20 protein-coding genes are annotated in these 20611 nt (G+C 36.6%); 1 reads left to right on the top strand and 19 read right to left on the bottom strand.

Going from position 1 to position 20611, the window contains the following annotated elements; translation table 11 throughout:
* Window positions 1–126 precede the first annotated feature (126 nt).
* Together C8K15_RS18730 and C8K15_RS18725 are read right to left on the bottom strand one after the other, a co-directional pair.
* Window positions 127–339, bottom strand: a complete 213-nt coding sequence (locus C8K15_RS18730; RefSeq protein ID WP_108587940.1) for a DUF2922 domain-containing protein — start codon at window positions 337–339, stop codon at window positions 127–129.
* Window positions 340–358: 19 nt separating this feature from the next.
* A complete protein-coding gene (locus C8K15_RS18725) occupies window positions 359–577 on the bottom strand; it encodes a DUF1659 domain-containing protein (RefSeq protein WP_108587939.1) in 219 nt (72 codons plus the stop codon).
* A 121-nt stretch (window positions 578–698) separates the two neighbouring features.
* Here C8K15_RS18725 and C8K15_RS18720 point away from each other — a divergent pair, with 121 nt between their 5' ends.
* Window positions 699–1130 carry a DUF2621 domain-containing protein gene (locus C8K15_RS18720; RefSeq protein WP_108587938.1) on the top strand — a complete coding sequence of 144 codons (432 nt, stop codon included), beginning with the start codon at window positions 699–701 and terminating at the stop codon, window positions 1128–1130.
* Between the two features lie 58 nt (window positions 1131–1188).
* Here the strand turns inward: C8K15_RS18720 and C8K15_RS18715 are convergent, their stop codons facing one another.
* The 17 genes from C8K15_RS18715 to lepB all read right to left on the bottom strand — a co-directional run bounded on the left by C8K15_RS18715 (window position 1189) and on the right by lepB (window position 20208).
* The gene (locus tag C8K15_RS18715; protein WP_108587937.1) at window positions 1189–1707 is read right to left on the bottom strand and encodes a CcdC family protein; all 519 of its coding nucleotides are present in this window, start codon (window positions 1705–1707) and stop codon (window positions 1189–1191) included.
* A 1-nt stretch (window position 1708) separates the two neighbouring features.
* Window positions 1709–2029, bottom strand: coding sequence for a thioredoxin family protein (locus C8K15_RS18710; protein WP_108587936.1), 321 nt, complete (start codon window positions 2027–2029; stop codon window positions 1709–1711).
* Between the two features lie 38 nt (window positions 2030–2067).
* On the bottom strand, window positions 2068–2778 hold the full coding sequence (locus C8K15_RS18705) for a cytochrome c biogenesis CcdA family protein (protein ID WP_108587935.1): 711 nt from the start codon (window positions 2776–2778) through the stop codon (window positions 2068–2070).
* A 121-nt stretch (window positions 2779–2899) separates the two neighbouring features.
* The gene (locus C8K15_RS18700; protein WP_108587934.1) at window positions 2900–4678 is read right to left on the bottom strand and encodes an ABC transporter ATP-binding protein; all 1779 of its coding nucleotides are present in this window, start codon (window positions 4676–4678) and stop codon (window positions 2900–2902) included.
* Entirely contained in the window at window positions 4678–6432 is a 1755-nt protein-coding gene (locus C8K15_RS18695; protein WP_108587933.1) for an ABC transporter transmembrane domain-containing protein, read from the bottom strand. The genes C8K15_RS18700 and C8K15_RS18695 overlap by 1 nt, the downstream gene beginning before the upstream one ends.
* Before the next feature lie 199 nt (window positions 6433–6631).
* Entirely contained in the window at window positions 6632–7888 is a 1257-nt protein-coding gene (locus C8K15_RS18690; protein ID WP_108587932.1) for a Y-family DNA polymerase, read from the bottom strand.
* Window positions 7889–9003: 1115 nt separating this feature from the next.
* Window positions 9004–9408: a hypothetical protein gene (locus C8K15_RS18685; RefSeq protein ID WP_108587931.1), complete on the bottom strand. Its 405-nt coding sequence runs from the start codon at window positions 9406–9408 to the stop codon at window positions 9004–9006.
* Window positions 9409–9441: 33 nt separating this feature from the next.
* Window positions 9442–10161, bottom strand: coding sequence for an HAD hydrolase-like protein (locus tag C8K15_RS18680; protein ID WP_233260565.1), 720 nt, complete (start codon window positions 10159–10161; stop codon window positions 9442–9444).
* Window positions 10162–10626: 465 nt separating this feature from the next.
* Window positions 10627–13239 carry a phosphoenolpyruvate synthase gene (gene ppsA, locus C8K15_RS18670; RefSeq protein WP_108587929.1) on the bottom strand — a complete coding sequence of 871 codons (2613 nt, stop codon included), beginning with the start codon at window positions 13237–13239 and terminating at the stop codon, window positions 10627–10629.
* Between the two features lie 228 nt (window positions 13240–13467).
* Window positions 13468–13680, bottom strand: coding sequence for a cysteine-rich CWC family protein (locus tag C8K15_RS18665; RefSeq protein ID WP_108587928.1), 213 nt, complete (start codon window positions 13678–13680; stop codon window positions 13468–13470).
* A gap of 165 nt (window positions 13681–13845) precedes the next feature.
* On the bottom strand, window positions 13846–14190 hold the full coding sequence (locus C8K15_RS18660; RefSeq protein ID WP_108587927.1) for a hypothetical protein: 345 nt from the start codon (window positions 14188–14190) through the stop codon (window positions 13846–13848).
* Window positions 14191–14449: 259 nt separating this feature from the next.
* Window positions 14450–14911 (bottom strand): inositol monophosphatase family protein, encoded by a 462-nt coding sequence (locus C8K15_RS18655; RefSeq protein WP_255421156.1) that lies wholly within the window; start codon window positions 14909–14911, stop codon window positions 14450–14452.
* Window positions 14908–15210 carry an inositol monophosphatase family protein gene (locus C8K15_RS21240; protein ID WP_108587925.1) on the bottom strand — a complete coding sequence of 101 codons (303 nt, stop codon included), beginning with the start codon at window positions 15208–15210 and terminating at the stop codon, window positions 14908–14910. Before C8K15_RS21240 ends, C8K15_RS18655 begins: the two co-directional genes overlap by 4 nt.
* Window positions 15211–15488: 278 nt before the next feature.
* Window positions 15489–15749 carry an SdpI family protein gene (locus C8K15_RS18645; RefSeq protein ID WP_369973788.1) on the bottom strand — a complete coding sequence of 87 codons (261 nt, stop codon included), beginning with the start codon at window positions 15747–15749 and terminating at the stop codon, window positions 15489–15491.
* Between the two features lie 610 nt (window positions 15750–16359).
* Complete coding sequence (locus C8K15_RS18640) at window positions 16360–16692, bottom strand: hypothetical protein (protein WP_108587924.1); 333 nt, start codon at window positions 16690–16692, stop codon at window positions 16360–16362.
* A 1114-nt stretch (window positions 16693–17806) separates the two neighbouring features.
* Window positions 17807–19342, bottom strand: a complete 1536-nt coding sequence (locus tag C8K15_RS18630; RefSeq protein WP_108587922.1) for a tetratricopeptide repeat protein — start codon at window positions 19340–19342, stop codon at window positions 17807–17809.
* 212 nt (window positions 19343–19554) lie between these two features.
* Complete coding sequence (lepB, locus tag C8K15_RS18625; RefSeq protein ID WP_108587921.1) at window positions 19555–20208, bottom strand: signal peptidase I; 654 nt, start codon at window positions 20206–20208, stop codon at window positions 19555–19557.
* Window positions 20209–20611: the final 403 nt, after the last annotated feature.

Below are 20611 nucleotides of genomic sequence, written 5' to 3'. Positions count from 1 at the left end.
TAAGCATTGTAATCACCTCAAGATTTTATACTTCTATTATAAAAACAAAAAAGACTGTAGACAAACTCGATTTTTCGAGTTTGTCTACAGTCTGAGACCACCAACTAAGGTGGTCTTTCTTCCTCTTTACATCAAGTCAGATACATTGCGTTCAATTAAACGTGCACTCAATGCATTGGCAAGTCCAAACCCATTTACTTCAAAGACATTACTTGCGATAAGCGCTTGCATTCCTGTTTCAACGTCAAGGGTAGTCAAATTCGCACGTGGTTCATCTACAGAAATCGTTAACTTTTTACCACCTGATGTTTCAAATTGCATTTCTAATACTTGTGCCATATGTTACTCCTCCTCTCCATTAGTTTTGAATGTTACCAGTTGAAATTTTCTCTGCAGCCAAGATCGGATAAGATGAAAAACCAGAAAGAATACTAGTCACATCCATTAATTGTTCAGCTGTTGCAGATTCATGAATATTTCGATAAGAACTTGCTTTTTTTATTACTTTTCCATCTTGCGTCATCCCTACATCATACGTTAATCGAATTACGGCTCCCTTAAAGTCAACGATTGCCATGTTATTTCACCCCCTTTCCCTCTTTAGATAGAGAGAAATTCAAGAAAAGGATACATCGGGCGTGTTATTTTACGCAGAACCTTTTATAATAGAAGAATAGTTGTTATAAGAGGTGAGAGCGTTGGGTTTAGATGGATGGTTTTTATGGTTTATTGTATTTTGGGTTTTTGTATTAGCTGGACTTTTTGCCATTGGTGGTTATTTTATGTTCCGCAAATTTTTAAAAGTGTTACCGAAAGACGATGGAAAATCGATGCTCGATTGGGAAGAGTATTATGTGAATGAATCCCTTCATCTATGGGGAGATCAGGCAAAAGTCATGTTAAATGAACTTGTTACACCTGTTCCTGACTTATTTCGGCCAGTTGCCAAACAAAAAATAGCTGGTAAAGTCGCACAAATTGCTCTAGAAGAAAATGCATCCTCTATCGAAAATGATCATTTAATTCGTGGGTATATTCAAGCAACACCAAAGCGAGATCATAAATTCTTACGTAAAAAGTTAGAGTCTATGGAAATTGACATGTCGCCATATGAACATTTATTTAGATAGAAGAGCAGCTATTAAACTGACTTAACTGTTAAATAAAATAACAAAGAAAAAGCCGACCTTATGAAGAAAGGGTCGGCTTTTGTGTGGATTTATTTTGTATTGTTTTTTCGAGCTTTTTATATTGAAGCAACATAGCAATGCGCCAAGGCACGATCATACCAAACGCAAGTAACCAAAACATGCCACTTAACTCTCCTACATCGATGCTCGAACTTAAAATGATTTTACCAATTAATCGAACTCCCAATAACCCAATTAAAATGAATACAAATGCTTTTGATTGCTTTAAATAAATGTCACCATTTTTCACTTCAAATCTTGATGTCCAGATTAAGACTGTAGAAAAAAGAAGTCCTACTCCTATTGATTCAAGAATTTGAAGGGGTGGCACTCGGAAATACTCGAAAACAAACATAAATGCACCCGTCGACATGAAAAGTGGTGGTAATATAATTTTTTTTACACTAGCGGGCTTTTTAGCCGACTTTGCTCTTACCGTCATAACAAGTGTCCCCATAACGACTGCCATTATGGTTGAACCAATGACTATCCACTGCGAAGGAATTTGGTCAAACATGCTATTCCTCCCATTTCTTTAATTCTTGTATTTTTTCTATTACTTCTTGTACAGGAACGAACCGCGCATACCGGGCGTACTCTTTGCCATGTTTCATTAAAATGACAACAGGTGCTGTGAATAAACTGAGTTGCCCTGCTAGTTCAGGTACTTCTGCCGCATTCACAACATAAAACGGAAAAGTTGAATCGCTTTCGAGTGCTGCGATTTGTGGAAATAACCCTTCACATACCGAGCAGTTGGTCGTTTTCACAAATAGTAAGAGATTTTTCTCTTGTTGAATGATATCTAGCCACTGCTCGTAGTGTGTAATGGATTTCATCTTCAACATCATCTCTTTCCATAATCTTATTTTACTTGTTAAAACCCTTGGAAGTCACCAAAAATCGGACTTAAAATACGGATAATGTACGTCATGCCGTCAAAGAACAATAAAATACCGACTGCAATCATAATAATACCACCAATTTTGACGATTTTTGCATTGTGTTTCCGAATCCAATTCATGCGTGTAATGAAGAACGATAGGACAAAGAATGGAATCGCAAATCCTAATATATAAGCTAACATATACCATACACCAGACCCTGGATTTGAAGCTCCAAGTAATAATACAGCCCCTAAAATTGGCCCTGTACAAGGCGTCCATCCAGCTGCGAAAGCCATACCAATAACAATAGTTCCTAAGTAACCAGATGGTCTATTTTTAAATTGTAATTTTCGGTCTTTCATTAAAAATTCTGGTTTAAATACACCGATTACTATTAAACCGAACAACACAATAAAAATAGCTCCAATTTGTCTAATAACATCTTGGTATTGAATATACGCGGTATTGACAAAGTTTGTTCCAAATCCCAGCGCTATAAAGATGAATGAAAAACCGAGTAAGAAAAATAACGTATGCAACATACCACGTTTTTGCAAGATACCACGATCAGTTTTCAACTCGTCTAACGTCATACCTGTGATATAAGAAAGAAATGCTGGATATAATGGCAAAGTACAAGGCGAGATGAAGCTTAAAAAGCCTGCTCCAAATGCCAATAATAAATTGATATCTGTCGTCATCAAAGTCGCTCCTTTATAATTCTTCTAACATCGTAACAAATAATCAGTCAAATGACTTCATTATTGATTGTGACATTTTTTTGTCTAAGCAAAAGAGGACACAATTGTGTCCTCTTTTAGATTATACGGTTTCTTCTACAATACCATTTTGTAGTAAATACATTTTGTGATAAAGACCTTTACTAGCAAGCAAATGTTGGTGATTGCCTCGTTCGACGACTTCCCCTTGATGAAGAACGAGAATTAATTCAGCATCTTGAATGGTACTTAAACGGTGCGCAATAGCAATCGTCGTTCGTCCTTGACGCATTTTTTCTAAACTTGATTGAATGGCAACTTCAGTTTCAGTATCAATGTTTGCGGTCGCTTCATCGAGCACTAAGATTTTCGGGTCTGTCGCCATGGTGCGTGCGAATGCCACGAGTTGGCGTTGACCACTTGAAAATGTCGAGCCCCGCTCCGTTACTTTTTGTTTGTAGCCGTCTGGTAACTGATTAATGAAGGCATCGGCTTGCACGAATTCAGCAGAAGCTCGCACTTCTTCGTCAGTCATAGCTTGATTGTGCAGACGAATATTACTTTCAATGTCCCCGAAGAATAAGAAAGGATCTTGTAGGACGAGGCCCATTTTTTGACGTAACTCTTGCACTTTAAAGTTCTTTACAGACTCTCCATCTATTAATATATCACCTTGTTCAAATTCATAAAAACGCATTAATAAATTAATAATGGAACTCTTTCCACTTCCCGTATGACCGACCAATGCGACTGTTTCTCCAGGGTTCGCTGTAAATGAAATGTTCTTCAACACATCTGTTTTACCGTCATATGAGAATGTCACATTATTGAATTCAATTTTCCCAGCTTCAATCCGAGCGTTTGTATTTGCTTGAGCGGGAACGAGTTCCTCTTCATCTAATAATTTAAAGACACGAGAAGCGGCAACAATAGCTTGTTGGAAAATAGATAAACGTTGCATTACTTGATTAATTGGTTCAAAGAATCGGTCAATATACGTTACAAATGCATAGATTACGCCCACTTCTATCGTGTTATTGAAAGAAGTAATACCAAAATAGCTGAGCAACATAATCAATGCAAGTGCATACACCAAATCAATTGCTGGTCTGAGCAATAAGCTATCCATTTTAATATTGCGTTTGCCAGCTTCCCAGTGTTGTTCATTTATGTCGTTGAACTCATCTTTTAAACGTGGTTCTTGTCGGAATGCTTGAATCATGGACATTCCTTGCAAAGATTCCGCGAGTTTTGCATTCAATTGACTCAAACGTTCACGCAAATCTTGATAAAATACAGAACTATAACGACGGTACGTGCGAATAATTAAAAATAAAATCGGCAATAACAATAATGTAACTAACGCTAATTTCACATTTAATATAAACATCGCAATGTACACACCTACAACTAAAAAGGCACTTTGTATAAATCCTACCAAGACGCTGACGAACATATCTTTTATTGCTTCCGTATCATTGGTTACACGAGATACGATACTGCCTGCAGGCGTTTTGTCAAAATACCTCATTCCTAGGTTTTGCACTTTCGTAAAGACATCAATACGCATTTGCTGAATGATTTTTAGAGCAATTTCTTGGAATTTTAGCAATTGGAAATAACTAATAAAAACATTGGATAGTTGAATAAATATATAAGCGCTGGCAAGACCAATAAGTGGGCCCTGTGGGAAATTCCGCACGGTTAAATAATCATCAATAAACGTTTTGATTAAGATGGGTCCAATTACGTCTCCTAATACGGTAAGACCCAGTAAGAATAAGGCAAAAATAATTACTTTTTTGTGTGGTTTTAAATATGAAATGAGTCTTCTTAAAACGATACTTTGATCTTTATCGGTTAGTTTTGGCTGTTCTTCCATTATGCCTCACCTCCCATTTCGACAAGTGCTTCAAGTTGTTGTAACTGGTACATTTCATAGTAACGTCCTTGTAGTATCATCAGTTCTTCATGGGAACCTTTTTCAACAATGGTGCCTTCATGCAACACGATGATTTGATGAGCATGTTGAATTGCACTTAACCGATGAGCCGTAATAATGGTCGTCTCATCCACACGAGATGCTTTCAAAGACTCGAGTATCGCTTCTTCTGTTCGAGCATCGACAGCGGATAATGAATCGTCTAGTATCAACAATTCTGGTTTCATCATCAACGCTCGAGCAATCGATATACGTTGTTTTTGACCACCTGATAAAGACACGCCTCGTTCACCAACAATCGTGTCATATTCACTTGTGAAATTTAAAATATCCTCATGAATGTGTGCAAGGCGGGATGCTTCATAGACTTCTTCAAGTCGCGCACTCGTATTTGCAAATGCGATATTTCCAGCAATGGTTGTAGAAAACAAGAAGTGATCTTGTGGCACGTAGCCTATCGCAGAACGTAGTCGTTCTTTTTTGTAGGAATTGATTGAATGATCACCATAAGTAATCCATCCTTCATATCCTTCAAATTCCCGTAATAACAACTTTAAAATCGCGGTTTTACCCGATCCCGTTTTTCCGACAATGCCTAAAGTTTCCCCACGTTTTAATGTGAAGTGTACATTCTTAAGTGCCGCACGTTCATCATCGGGGAACTTGAATTCATCTATATGAACTTTTAAGTCACCTTGTGCCTTTACATCCAGCGCATGTGACGCATCGTCAATATCGGCTGGTTCTGCCAGGAGCGCACGAATCCGATCGTAAGATGCACGGCCGCGCTCGACAATGTTAAACAACCAGCCAAAAGCAAGCATCGGCCAGACGAGTAAACCTAAATACGCAGTGAAAGCGATTAAATCTCCAACTGTCATATCTCCTGCAATGATGAATCGTGCACCAAACACAATTGATAGGAAAAATGAAACACCGACAATAGCAGATATCGTAGGATCAAATAGCGAATCCACTTTTGCTACATGAATATTTTTTTCTACCACATCATCCGATAACTGTATAAAATCTTGGATGTCTTCTTTTTCTTGGCCAAATGTTTTGATGACTTTTATTCCCGAAATACTTTCTTGTGTTTTATCATTTAAGCTAGAGAATGCTTCTTGTGCAAAGTGGAAGCGGTTATGTAGCTGCTTGCCGTAGTAATTCGTTAAATACGCCATAATCGGCATGGGAATAAGAGCAATAAGCGTTAGTTTCCAGTCGATTGTGATCGCCATCGCGGCAATAACAAAACTACCTGTTGCCAGTGAATCCACAAGCGTTAAAACTCCCGCTCCTGCTGTTTGTTGAACCGCTGATAAATCATTGGTCGCATGTGCCATTAAATCGCCAACACGTCGCTTTTGATAAAATCGTGGTGACATGCGAGTAAAATGTTCGAATAAACGCGCGCGCAATTGGCGTGCGAGCAAAATCGCTGAACCAAAAATCATCATACGCCAATAATAACGAATGATATACATGGTAATTGCCGCACCAGCAAGCAACAGCAAGTCTTTTAAAAGCGCTCCGCCTGTTAAGGTACCTAGTCGAATTTCATCGACGACGTAACCAATTATTTTAGGTGGCAGCAGTTGCAAAAATGCAACAACCATCAGCATAATGATGCCGACGATATACTGTTTCTTTCTCTCTTTAAAAAACCACCCTAAATCTAAAAATACTTTCACGCAACTATCCCCCGATTTTCTTTTTCTGACTATATTAGTTTAGCAAATGTTCCGAATTTAGAGAAGATACGAAATGAAAATTATTCGGATTCGGAAATAGTTTGGATATCTTAAAGTAATCATCTGTCTTCTTGAGGATTGAGACGCCGAGTACATGTACAATTTCCCAAGGGTTATGTACCCGGCATGCTCCCTCACTTTATTCAGCTTTATGTCCTCCGATTAATTTCGCACGAGCTCGAGCTGTTCCGGCATCTGTATAGGAGACTGCCCGTAGTAAAGCCGTTGAACCATATTTACTGCGAATATGATCCATAGCGGAACCTAGCTTGCGTTTGCGCCATTTTTCCGCTTCAAAAAGGCTGAGCTGCATAGAATGCTCGGGCTCCATATTCGATAAGGTCACAGACAAACGTCGAACCGGTCGATCATCAAAATGTTCGTGCAATAACTTCACACATACTTGGTAAATTTTCATCGTGTCATTTGTAGCTTCTTCCATCGAAAGAGACCGATGGAATCCTCCTCCAAAAGCATCTTTGCTGTAACCAACACCTAGGTGAACGGTGCGCCCAACTTTTCCAGCTTCACGCGCACGTCTCGCCACGTCTTCGGTCATTTCAAGTACAACCGCAAGAATATCCTCCGTCTTGCGATAATCTCTGAATAAAATTTGTCCTTTGCCATAACTAATTTGGCCGTCGATAATGGGAGCACCTAGTTCTGATAAATCAATTCCCCATGCATGATGGTACAACTGATTTCCCATCACACCAAATTTTGATTCGAGTGTAGATAACTCGGTCTTTGCTAAATCTCCGATTGAAAAAATCCCCATGGCATTTAAGTTTTTTTCCATTCGCGACCCGATGCCCCACATTTCACTAAGAGGGGCAATTGGCCATAACTTTGTTTGCACATCGTCATAGGTCCACCGCGCGAATCCTGTTTTCTTCGCTTCTAAATCTAGCGCTAACTTCGCCATCAACATATTCGGGCCCATGCCCATCGCAGACGGTAATTGAAACATTTCCACTAAATCATCTTGAATACGCTGGATGGTTTGCTCAATTGGGCCCCACAACCGCTCCGTTCCTGCTAAATCAAGAAAGCTTTCATCCACACTGTAAACATGAATCGCTTCTTTCGGCACATACTCACTAAGCAATCGTGTAATTTCCATCGAAACCCGCACAAAAAAACCCATTTTCGGTTCAATTATTCGAATGTCCGGATGATCGGGAATTTCAAATAAACGTGTCCCTGTTTTCACACCAAATTCTTTTTTTAATGGTGGTGAAGCTGCTAAAACGACACTTCCCTTTTGTTGTTGATTCCCAATAATCGCAATCGGGGTTTTCATCACGTCAAGACCTTCATCCGCTGCTGCACAGCTTGCATAAAAGCTACGCATATCGAGACAGACAATTTTTCGGTCTGGGTATTTTTCATACATGATGCTTCCTCCTTAAAAAACGAACAAATGTTCTTTATTGAATTATACCCCGAACGAACGTTCTTAATCAATGGGTGGAAAATATTTTCAATTTCTTTAAAAAGCATCCTTCCGAAATAAGCTCTAAGTATTTGAAAAGAAATTTGAGAATACTTGGCACCACGCACACTACAAAATGATGATTGGTGAGGAATTCAATATTGCTGCGGTATCTGTTTAGAGATTGCTAATTATGAAAGTTAACGCTAACTTTTTTGAATAATAAAAAGCCTGAAGCGATTTCAGGCTTTTACTGATCCATATATTGAATTACCTTGTTGATTCCACTAATCCAGCCTCACAAATTTTGACTGTCTCAGTTGCACATAGGTTTGACGATGTGGCTTAATTATTATTTGTGTATCATTACGAAATTCGCTGACTACACCACAGCTTTTGCAAACCTAATGAAGCACCCAAATCAACCAGTAAGAATGGTTAAGACATTCCGGTAATGTCTTACCTATTTCAAGATAGAAATTGACTTCTGGATTGTATGGTGCATCACATTGGGTTGACTTAACCCTGGGATTAAGAAGTAATCAACCTCATTACTCCATAAGAAAAGCTACCCTGTAAAGGCTTCACCGAATATACATCGTTGAGTTGACGGGCTTTTGGCGGTTTTGCTTTTCAGGTCCAATGAATAAATATCCAATCTGTCTGGGGCTTTAGGCAAATAAAAAAAGACCGTCTCTGACGATCTCCTGTTCTTTAACTAAAGCACCCGTTAGTTGAAGAAGGGAATGGTTTAAAAATTCCTCACTACTGGTTAAAATATAAGATTTCTTAGAAACAGAATACCGTAAAATAAAGCAAAACCGATTAAAATTAACAATCCAACCATTATAAATCCATATATGAATCCTTTACCCATCGAAAATGAATCTAAGAACATATTTTTAAAAGTCGCAACCATCTTATTCATATTACATCCCCTAACAATTTATCATCGTCCGTAAAACCTCGATTCAATTACGCAACTGGCATAACGCATACACAGTAGGTGACAAAATCCCCGGATTAGGAAGTATTCAACTTCATTGCTCAATAAAAAGCTAATAAATAAACTCAGTTTATTTCATATCAATCACTCTTAACTGAAAATCCTTGGTAAACTCCACATTTACCCATTCATTCGCATTAGAAATATCGATTGTTTCTGTTTTATGTGCATTCGTTCCATCGAGATTTTCACCATATGATATAGCTAATTCACTCTTTGTATTAGACTCTGCACTTGGTGAAATATCAAACCAAGTTATATCTCCCTTTTTAAAAGGGCTATTATCTGCATGTATAACATTTTCACTAACCACTTCTTTTCCATCCACATACTTAATTAATGTCATATGCTTAATATCAAAAGAGTTACTCATTTCAATTGAAATTCCATATCCTTGCTGTTCTGCTGGTTTTGCTGGAGTTGAACACCCTGCCAGTATAACGATTGAAAAAAACAGAACCGTTAATCTTTTCATTCTTATTTCCCCCTAGAATAGAAAAACTCCTTTTCAAACTAACTCTAAGATTTCTTTGAAATTATTCACAACAAAATCTGCTTGTTTTAATTCATCTTCTTGAGCAAAATCAAAGTTCACACCAATAGCAATAAGATCATTATCCTTGGCAGCAGTTATATCTGAAGAACGGTCCCCGACAACGTAGCCTTCTCTCAGTTGTTTTTCATTTTTCACCATTTTTACTAAATCTGATTTATGCCCAGATTTCATCAGTTGGATACTGTATGTATGTTGTATAAATCTATCCAAATTATAAGTTTCTACAATTGCTTGTAAGTATTCTATCTGTCCATTGCTAACAATAAATAAGGGGTGCTTTTTACTTAACTCATTTAATGTTCTCTCCACATCAACATATAAAGCACCTTTTTGTGCTTTGATTAGTTCTATAAGCTTTTTATGAAAAATCTCATTGCTTTTTTCTCGTATTTCTAGTGAGTGGTTTGGACAAAGTGTTTCCCATACAACTGGTAGAGGTACACCCATAATTTTTCTATATTGTTCTAGCGGTGTTTTTGTATCCCATAGATTTTCTTTTCGTAGTACATCAAATGTTTCTTCTAGGGCAGGTTCTAGAATTAAATTTGTTTGAAATAGGGTTCCATCCATATCAAAAATAATAGCTTTACTCATTAAAAATTCTCCTCTCTCTTTATTCTCATTAAAACGTAATATGATTTTGAAGGTTGCAATTATTTCAATATTTAACAACATTTTGGATTGTATCACGTATACACCCTAGGTTGACATAACACTACAATTGGGAAGTAACCAACTAGGTTCATTAAGAAAAGACTGCCATGTAAAGGGCAGCCGGTTCTTCATTAAGCAAAATGCAAATAAATTTGTAATTTTAATTTTTAGTGTAGCTTTAAAATAAAGTTTGATTAAAAATATCGTGTTAACCCGTATTCTACGGTAAATAAAAAGAATCCATTTTGAAAAAAGATTGATCAAAATGGATTCTTTTCCAGCAGATTTATGTTTCGGTTTTATAAAAAAGTTTAATCATTTTCTACCTGTATTGCTCCACAATCGCGCAATTAATATCGATCTTCAGTTACTGCCCCCTTATATGTCCTAGTGACAGGGTTCCTACCATAGACCGCAAAGCACCATGATGTCAATGATTCTCCTAATTCGAATGCTCTTCTTATAGGATTTAAATGTAATGAATTATAGTATTTCTATATACCCTTCTGCTCCATTCACCCTGATCCTTTGTCCATCCTTGATCAGCTTCGTAGCATTCTCCACACCTACAACTGCTGGAAGACCGTATTCTCGGGCAATGACAGAACCATGGGTCATCAAACCACCTACTTCCGTAATCAAGCCTTTGATAGATACAAACAGCGGTGTCCAGCTAGGGTCGGTAAAGGCTGTAACCAATATATCTCCCTCCTCTAAATTCGCATTGTCCATATTTAAGATGACACGTGCTCTTCCTTCGATAATCCCGGAAGAAACAGGTAGACCTACAATAGCTTCGGCTGGAAGATTTTCTCGTTTGTACTCACCTACAATGATTTCACCATCAGACGTGATAACACGTGGTGGAGTTAGTTTTTCATATAATTTGTACTCGTCTTTTCGTTTGCTGATGATCTGGTAATCCAGTTTGTTTGTGCGTACGACTTCGTGAACTTCTTCAAAAGTGAGATAGTATAAATCTTCTTTTTCATGAATAACGTTGGCTTGTACGAGTTGTTCGGCTTCTTTCAGTAAAGCCTGCTTATAAACGAAGTAGCGATTAACCATGCCGTATTTTGGATATTCACGATAACCGATGAAATTCCGTATTAGGTCGATCATTCGTTTTGTTTCTTTGGCTTTTTGTTCACCATCCGGTAATTGCTTCAATCGATCTAATAACTCTTGTTCTTTTTTCAAAGCTTCCTGTCGCCCTTGCTCAAATTTCCGATTGCTAGCATTAGGCTCAAAGTTTTTGATATTACTAAGAATCACGGGGACAAGTGTAGTTGGTTTTTCGCTCCAACGAGTTTTAGTAATATCGATTTCTCCGGTACATCGCATTCCGTATTTGCTGAGATAATCATAGATAGCGTCTTGGGTTTCCTGTCCACCATCAAACTTAACCAGTTCATCCAAAAAGTTATCATCTTTTACATGTTGTAAATAATCAATTACTTTTGGATAAGGACGAATCACATCTGCGACATCCAATAGCGCCAGACCCATTTCCGAAGTAATATTGTTTGGTACAGATTGAGAAAGCGTATCTGCTACGCTTTTTTCATCTAACCACTTGTTCATTTTTTCATTGATCCATGATGAAGCATCCATAGCAGCCATAATCACACCCAAACTTTGTGGGTCGAATAAAATCTTCTTTAATTGCTGGATATCTTCTAGGATAAAATCAAATAAATCTGATCCTGATTTCGTTTGGATGTTTTGTTTTAACTCTTCTATCGATGTTTGACTACTCTTAATCAAATCAGAAACGATTGTCGGATCGTTTTCGATTTGTGCTTTAAAACCCGCAGACGACATACCTTTGCTTTTACTGGGACTCAGTTCTTTTTTATCATTTGGTAACGATTTTATAAAATCTCCTCGCTCTATTATGGTCATAAGTGCGTCTCTTATGAGCGGATCGGATTGTCCCAGGGTATCTAATAAAATTTCTCTGCTAACAGGTGAAGCTAGATTATGTGTGATATCAACAAACAACCTTCCACCAGCTTTAAACCTTGGTCCAAAAGATGTTAACTGGAATATAGACATTCCCAATGGTTTCAAGGGGTCGGTCATCATTTGTTGATGACCGACAGATACGTAAACGTGATTTTCTTGATCATTTGCTTCAGGGATCGGGTATAAAGTAGTGATAGGCCGACTCTGGACAATATAAAATGTATCATCAACCAGACACCATTCGATATCTTGTGGGCAACCAAAATAAGCTTCAATCTCTCTGCCTATGCGTGCGAGCTGTAAAATTTGTTGTTCAGTAAGTGTTTGCGTCTTTTGCTGATCAGGATCGATCTGCTGTGTCTCTGTTCCGCCTTCTTTTAGTCCATAGATAGCCAATTTTTTGGTTGCTATCATCTTATCGACGATTTCCTCTTCCTGTACTTTATAACAATCGGCAGATACCAAGCCAGAGACCAGTGCTTCTCCAAGTCCAAAACTGGCCTCGATTGATAGCAGCTTTCGGTTAGAAGTAATCGGATCAGCGGTAAATAAAATCCCTGAAGCCTGTGGGAAAACCATCCTTTGAACGATAACGGATAAATAAACTTGACTGTGGTCAAATCCATTTTGCATACGGTAGATTACCGCTCGATCCGTAAATAGGGAAGCCCAACATTTGCTGATATGCTGCATGATTGCTTCTTTGCCGATGATATTTAAATAGGTGTCTTGTTGACCAGCAAAAGAGGCATGTGGTAAATCTTCAGCAGTCGCACTAGAACGCACTGCATATGCATGTTCATCACCAAACTGGGAGAGATAGTGAGTAACTGCTTTCACAACATCGGAAGGAATTTCTACTTCCATAATGATTTGTCGAATCTTCCTGCTGATTTCACCAATTTGATCTCGATCTTCTACTTTTAGCATTGTTAGTCGATCCAACAAAGCATGATACGTTTCGTTTTGTTCGATGGCTTTTCGATATCCCACTGTTGAAACACAAAATCCTTCTGGTACTTGTATTCCTTGAATTTTTGATAATTTCCCTAAATTTAACCCTTTACCGCCAACGAGCAAAAGTTGTGTTTTTTCTATCTCCTGAAAACCGAGAACCAAAGAACTCATTCTACATCTCTCCTAACCATTAATGTTCTATTGATTTTAGCAGTGGTAAATGAGAATAAAAAGTCTATATTAACCATTTTTTAAATGCTATAATTAAATTAGGAAGAGCTCAAAAAATAGCTAAACCTTACCATACAGTAGTAAACTGATGCCTCGGTTCATTCACTCGAAAGTAGCTCTTAGTTAAACAAGCACATTTTCTTATATTGCATAAATTCTTCGTATTGTTTACAACATATTTTTCTTTATTTTCGCTTCGTCCCTATATTTATTTACACATTTTTTACATATACAATTCTTCCTTATACTCTCTGTAGGAACTAACTCAAAGATTCCATTAGGAAAAACGCCTTCTGTATCACACCAGCAGTTACCGTGTTCTACTCTTCCTGTCATACATTCGTTTTCCTCTCCACATATAGGACAATATTTATTAGCCAATTATAACCCCTCCTCAATCTTTCACAATATGAATCAAATTCGACATAAAAGAGAGATGAATTCTCACCTTTTTGTTCAACTAACCTGCCCCGTTAGTTAAAGAAGTAAAAAGCTACCTAAACAGAACGAGGACCTTCAACTAAAGTACGCTTCAATACTTACAAATCAATTCACTTTTAGGATGTTCAAATGTTTCGTAGATGATATCAAATCTATTTTATTAGTCCCTTTTGTATAATAAATTGAAGCACCATCCCTTTCTCCCTTTTTCCAACCACTCGCTTTAATGGCTAATTCATATCCAAGTGGAATTCCATTTTCTTCAGATGTCGGTGACCAATCATAACTTTTCCCATAAATATTTTCTTGAACTAATTCAGCATTTTTAGGAACAGGGAAGTCAAATAAATCTTCCGATGGTTCGTAGAGAGATACTGTTATGAAATAATAGATTGCTCCTCCCATTAAAAGTGTAGTTAAAGCAAGTGTCCTACCAACTGTTTTCTTCAAGGTACTCACCCTTCCTCTTACATTTCCTTAATTTACATATTCTTCACAAGCTGCAAGTTAACCTTCTTAAACTAACCTGCCCCGTTAGTTCAATAAGAAAAAGAACTATCTAATCAACCCGATGATCTTCAACTAAAGCACCCGTCATTAAAAAAATATATTCTGACTATTATTTAAAACAGATTTTTATGAGTATCACAACTCTTCATTTACGCGTGGATTTCCCCTGATGGTAGTTTATCCCTTCCTCTAAAATCTGCTAGTTATTTTGCAAAAGTGCATGCAAATCTTCAAAAACCCCCGGGGTAGCACAAACAATTTCTTCCCAATACAATTCTACAGGGATACTCCCTAAATCTCTGCCTGCATGTCCAATTCTTGCACCAGCCTCCCGGGCAACTAGTCCAGCTGCAGCAACATCCCAGGGAAATAGACTTTCAGTATGAGCATCAAGCATTCTTGACGCTACATAGCATATATCTAAAGTTGGTGCCGCAAAACGGCGGATATCACGACAATGGGTAGCAAGAAGATTCACTCTTGAAAGGGCCGTTTTTAAATGGCTTTTATCATGGGGGAAACCTGTTCCAACTACTGCTTCAGAAAGCAGGTTGGTTCGGTTAACCATTAGTTTTTTCCCATTACAATATGAACCATTTCCCCGAATTCCAACAAAAGTAATATCCAGATCCGGAGAGTGAACAAACCCTGCCCAAACTATTCCATCAACAGCAATCGCCAGGGAGACAGCAAAGTGTGGGAAAGATTTTTTGAATAGTTGACAGTACCATCTAATGGATCAATAATCCAAAGAGGTCCTTCAATATTTTCTTCAGAAAGAATACGATGCTCAGGATATGATTTTTCAATTGCTTCACAAATTATTTGGTTAGATGCAAGATCTGCTGATGTCACAAGCTCCCTAGCTTTCTTATAAGTCATTTCAACAATAGAGTCTCTTCGAAGCTCAAGCACCGTCTTACCGGCAGCGCGAGCATTTTTCCCGCAAAATCTGCCCATTCTATTAATATTTTAATATCCATCTAATAATTCATCCTTCCGATGAGTAAAAATAAATCGTTATAGTCTGGTGAAATTCAAAACCGTCCTTCAGTGATGGGTAACACTTTGAATTAACCTACCTCTTTAGTTCAATAAGAAAAATTGCTTTACTCCTTCTTGAAGTAAAGCACCCGTTTGAAGATGGATTCTATCATGCTACCTTTTATCTAGATGTTTTAGTTTTCTCTCTACTCTAATAACCATAATGATGATAAAAACAATCATCATTATGGTTATTAGAGTATGGCGTTTTGGGGTTGCTTGAATATTAAACTAATTAAACTACCTATAAAAATCATGATTAAGCCATGTTTTATCATGATTTCAGCACTAAATTCATTCCCCTTTTTCCACAAATCGGCGTTTTTCATGGAACGGAATGTTCTGTACCCATATATTAGGTTAATTTTTTCTGGTGGTTTATGTTTTAAAAATAAGCCCGAAAAGATGAATATCAAACTAATTAGTGTATTGAAACCAATTGATAAATACTGCATTTTTCCACCTCCAATGTTACACATCCCTTTTGTTCAATAATTTACATTTATTAACTTATTCCACACCATTCCAAAAAACCCCTTCTTATTGAACCAACCTGTCCCGTTAGTACAATAAGAAAAAATACTTTTCTCCTACTTGAAGTAAAGCACCCGTTAGTTCAATAAGAAACAGACCCTCAAAGGATAGCTGTTCTTCAACATAAGAACCCGTTTCTTCGTATATTACATATAAGGATTAATTGGGCTAAACATTTTGTTTTTTTGTTTTACCCAATAAATAGAAGGCTATCGCTGCTATGAATAAACCCGTACTTAGCCATAAAGCTATTCCATTCCAATTTCCATTGAAAAGGGTGATATTGGTAAGAGTGATGAGATGCATTAAAACAATAAGAATTAATAAACCAGTTGACGTTTTCAAATTACAACTCCATTCTGTGTACTTATTCATTTCTTACTTTGACTTTTAATTCCAGCATTAAGATTGGATATATTTAGAATATTTTTTTATTTAACTAACCTGACTCGTTAGTTCAATAAGAAAAAAGGCTTCATTCCTTATTGAAGGAAAGCACCCGTTAGTTGAAGAAGGAAGTTTAATTATTGATTAATTTTTCAATTGATTAAACCACTCTAAAAACCATTCCTGCGGCAAGCTAACTTGATTAATATCTAATGATTGTAATATTTTTTTGGAGTGAGGGTCTAATAAATATAAGTCCCATTGACATTCAATATCGCGTGCAATAGTGAACCACGTTAAATCGTATTCATTCAAGTCTTCCTCCTCGAAAATCATTGTAAGATTATCGCACCATTTCGCAAATTCAAAATGTGAGTATTTATTTTCTTTATTACATACAGTTCCTAATAATTTCTTAAGGTTTGCAAATGTATAAGGGGCGTCAATTATGGTTTCATTTAAGTAACTAAATTGCATTTATCTCCTTTTCCCCAAGAATTTTAGGTCCTTTTTCAACATTTCCTTTTTAAACTAACCTGCCCCGTTAGTTTAAAAAGAAAAATGCTTTACTCCTTCTTGAAGTAAAGCATCCGTTACTTTAACAAACCCTATCTTGTAAAAAGCCCAATTAAAACAAGAACAATAGCGATTATAGTCTAAATAATGCCTTGCCTATTTTTTTCATTTATAAAACCTCCCCCTGAAAGTTTTATACCTTCTTCCTCTAAACTGCTCCGTTAGTTCAATAAGAAATGAGCCTCTGAATAGCTCTTTTCGTTGCTATTACACTGCCTTAGAATAGGGTATTATAATATCTTTGATTTCATTTTAAGTCGCAATTATGCAAAATAACACTGTTTATGTTCTATCTTCTGATCATTCACTATTTAACGCTGGAATAGGTAGAACAAAGAGACCAATTTTCCCTTCTAAACCGAACGCGAAGAACCCAGTATTTGTGAATAGGAGAACGAAAATAGGGATGAAAGATAATATCAAGAAGACAAGTGATAACCAGGACAGATATTTCTTTATCAGAAAAACACCGCCATTCATGTTTCGACTTTCCTTATTTTAACATATTAAAAATGAAATGGTGTAGATGCGTCAGTGATTATTTCCTCTCGGAACGTGGTTTTATTACGTCGTCATTAAGTTAACATAACAAGCGGATTGGGAAGTTAATCAACTTGCCACCTTTTAAAGGCAGCTTATTTAAACGAGTTAATTAACCTTTTTCCTTCTAAATAAGAAAATCACTACAAGTATTAAAATTATCGGTAAAAGTACTAAAATTATTGGTAAGCCGGAAACAACCATTCCATAAAAAAAATCTCCAGAGTTCATTTCGGTCTCAACCCACCTTCATTCAATTCCCTTATTATACCTTAAAAAGAATTTATTGTACCGAGAGACTAGATGATACGCCCATAAAACCTCGATTCAACTACTCACCTGGATTGTATAACGTATACACCCCAGGTTGACAGAACACCACGATGAGGAAGTAGTCGACTTCATTACTCCATAAGAAAAAGCTACCTTTAAAGGCAGCCGGTTGTTCAACTAATGCCCCCGTTAGTCAGTCCAATTAAAACTCCCCTGGATAGTCGAGAAGTAATTTCTCCTTTAAATCTTTTTGAACCTTTTTATTAATAAATAATTCTTCTTCAAAAAGCATTTTATAGCCAGCCAGTGAATTATCCGAATTTATTTTCTGATATGCTTCAACGAACTTATCTATTCTTTGTGCAAAAAAATGTTCGGCACTCATTTCATCTCTAGCAAACTCAATGCTGACTAACGCTTTTTCGGAATTGCCGACTAATAGATAGCTTTCTGACAATGCAAGTAAATCCTTTGTTCTAAACCCATTATCGTCTCTTGAAATCTTGATTTCTATTAATGATATTGCTTTCTCGTATAAACCTTGGTCCAAGTAAATTGTTTTTAGATGCTCGTCTGCCATCTCAACATCATATTTAAGACCATTTTCTTTAATTTTTTTAAAAATTACTTCAGCCTGTTCATATTTTTTCGTATTGATTGCTTCAAATGCCAAAATAAACTGTTCGTCTATCTTCTCCCTATCTACTACCAGATCTCTTATAAATGTTTCTTGAAATTCAGTCAAATTTTTCCGATTCACTGCTTCAAGCTTTTGATAAAATTCATTGATTGTATCAGAAAGCATTAGTTCTGGAATGATTTTCATACCGTGATCATTGACAAGGGATTCCACGGCTAAAAAACTTTGAATATACGGATTATAATTTTCATTGCTCGTCTGATGAAAGGTATTATTCGAATCTAGAACATGGAAATCGAGTGTTTCGACTGATTCTAAATCGATTCCATAACTCTCTTTATTTCCTAAAAGTTCTGAGACCCCTTCTTGAAACCATAAAGGAAGTCTTGATAGTGGTAGGTTTTGTTTTTCTGAAAATTGATCGATTCGATAATGAGTATACTCGTGAAGCAGGACGTTTTCCCAATTATCATCATTCGACCGCAGGTGAAGAGTTTGATTAATCGCATTATAATAGCCTCCAACATCCTCCAAAGTAGAGCTTGCTTCTAGTGAGGCTGAATCGTTATGGACTTCGATTAGTAGTTGAGCTGAATCAACACTTCCAAAAAGGGTATCAAACGAAGTTTTTTCTTCATTAATCAGCAAATCGAATTTCTCGATATCTTCCTTATTACCTGAAGGAAATAGGTATGTAATTCCACTTTTCTCTTCTTTCAATAAATGTTTCTGTGTGGGTACTTGGAATACTGCACTTGCAAGAAACCTTGTTTTTGCCTCTAGATCTAAATTAGGTTTTTCTAAACCGTGCTCAATCGTTGCATTAACGAAGGCAGCTAAACCAATAAATATAGTTAGGCAAATCGAAAATATCATTAAGCCAACTACTTGGGTTCGGTTACGGAGTTTTATAAAGTTTAGATTTCCTTTGACTACACCGAAGATACTAAAACAAAAAATAACGAAACATAGAAAAATAAAAAGAACGGCGACGAGGGCTCCGGATTTCATTCCAAGATTGAAAATAACCATAAAACTAACAATGGATAAAGTTATAAAGATTATTAGAAATAACAATAGTTTTATAAATATTTTCATTAGTGCCTCCTTTGAAATATGTTGCAAGTTTTATATGTAAAGAGTGTTTAGTAGATCGGAGTAATTATGTAATCTAACGCTATGAAGGCTAAAAAGCATTTTTATCTTCCTTTCAGAATAGTTATTCCTTATTTCCTTTTTTTCTTATTGAACTAACCTGCCCCTTTAGTTGAAGAAGGTTTTATAAATGCTAAATTCATGAGAATATTATGCTACTTTTTATAACCTAAAACTTTCCCTTTGATACTCTCCATCGGCAAGAGTCCAAAATCTCTACTATCCACGCCTCTACCACCATTATCAACTAAAACAAATACAGTGTTATTTACAACTTTCACAGGATCCATAGTAGTAGCAAAATATTCTCTGTCATTTTCTTCATTTCCTCTATTGACCGGTTTCAATTTTTCGAAATAATCTTTTTCATTCATTCCTCTCTGTAATAATTTGGAATAGAAAGTATCCAGTCTTTTATCGAAAACTTGCCCATCTTTTATTTCAACGGTTTCACCCTGCAAACCCACTACCCTTGCAATGTAATATTCAGGCATATAAAAATCAGGATTACTTTCTATCGTGAAGTCAGGCGATTTAAAGTAGATTACATCGCCACGTTTTACACCCTTGTAATCAAGTTCCACAACTAAACGGGGATGAGCCAATGCAGCCAATGTTTCATAATCGTGATTACCTCTATCCATATTGTCAAAATCCCATTCTAACAACAGCGATTTTTCGCCAGGTTCTACCAATTCGACTTCTGATTTTGTTTTGTTGTCAGTAATCGTTTCCATTTCATTCGAAGCAACATCGGATGAACAAGCAGTTAATAATAGCGCAATTCCAATCAGTAAATATTTTTTCAATTACACCATCTCCTCCACTTATATTATACCAGTAATATCCATTTAACCCTTGAAATAATAGAATTTTCCGTGAACAAAAAACAACTTAAGAATTACTCAATTTCAAAACAATAATATTGTTTCAATCGTGAATTTGGTTGTATGCTCCATACAACCTAGGTTGACATAACACCCCAATTAGGAAGTATTCAACTTAATCACTCTTTAATTCAAAAAGAACCGGCTGCCCTGTAGGGAGGCCACTGAAAAACTTACGTTTTTAATTTTGTAAGTGTGATTTAACTTTAAAAGGCTCATTTCGTTCGAACTCGAACGAAATGACGCCTTTTTCTTTGTATTACTTATTCTGATTCCTTCATTAAGGTCATAATTCGTTTGAGGTTTACCGCAAATATAGCCATGG

The sequence above is a fragment of the Paenisporosarcina sp. OV554 genome (genome assembly GCF_003058165.1).
Taxonomy (GTDB): domain Bacteria; phylum Bacillota; class Bacilli; order Bacillales_A; family Planococcaceae; genus Paenisporosarcina.
The sequence above is the reverse complement of the archived record's forward strand: the minus strand, read 5'-3'. Positions and strand labels throughout refer to the sequence as shown.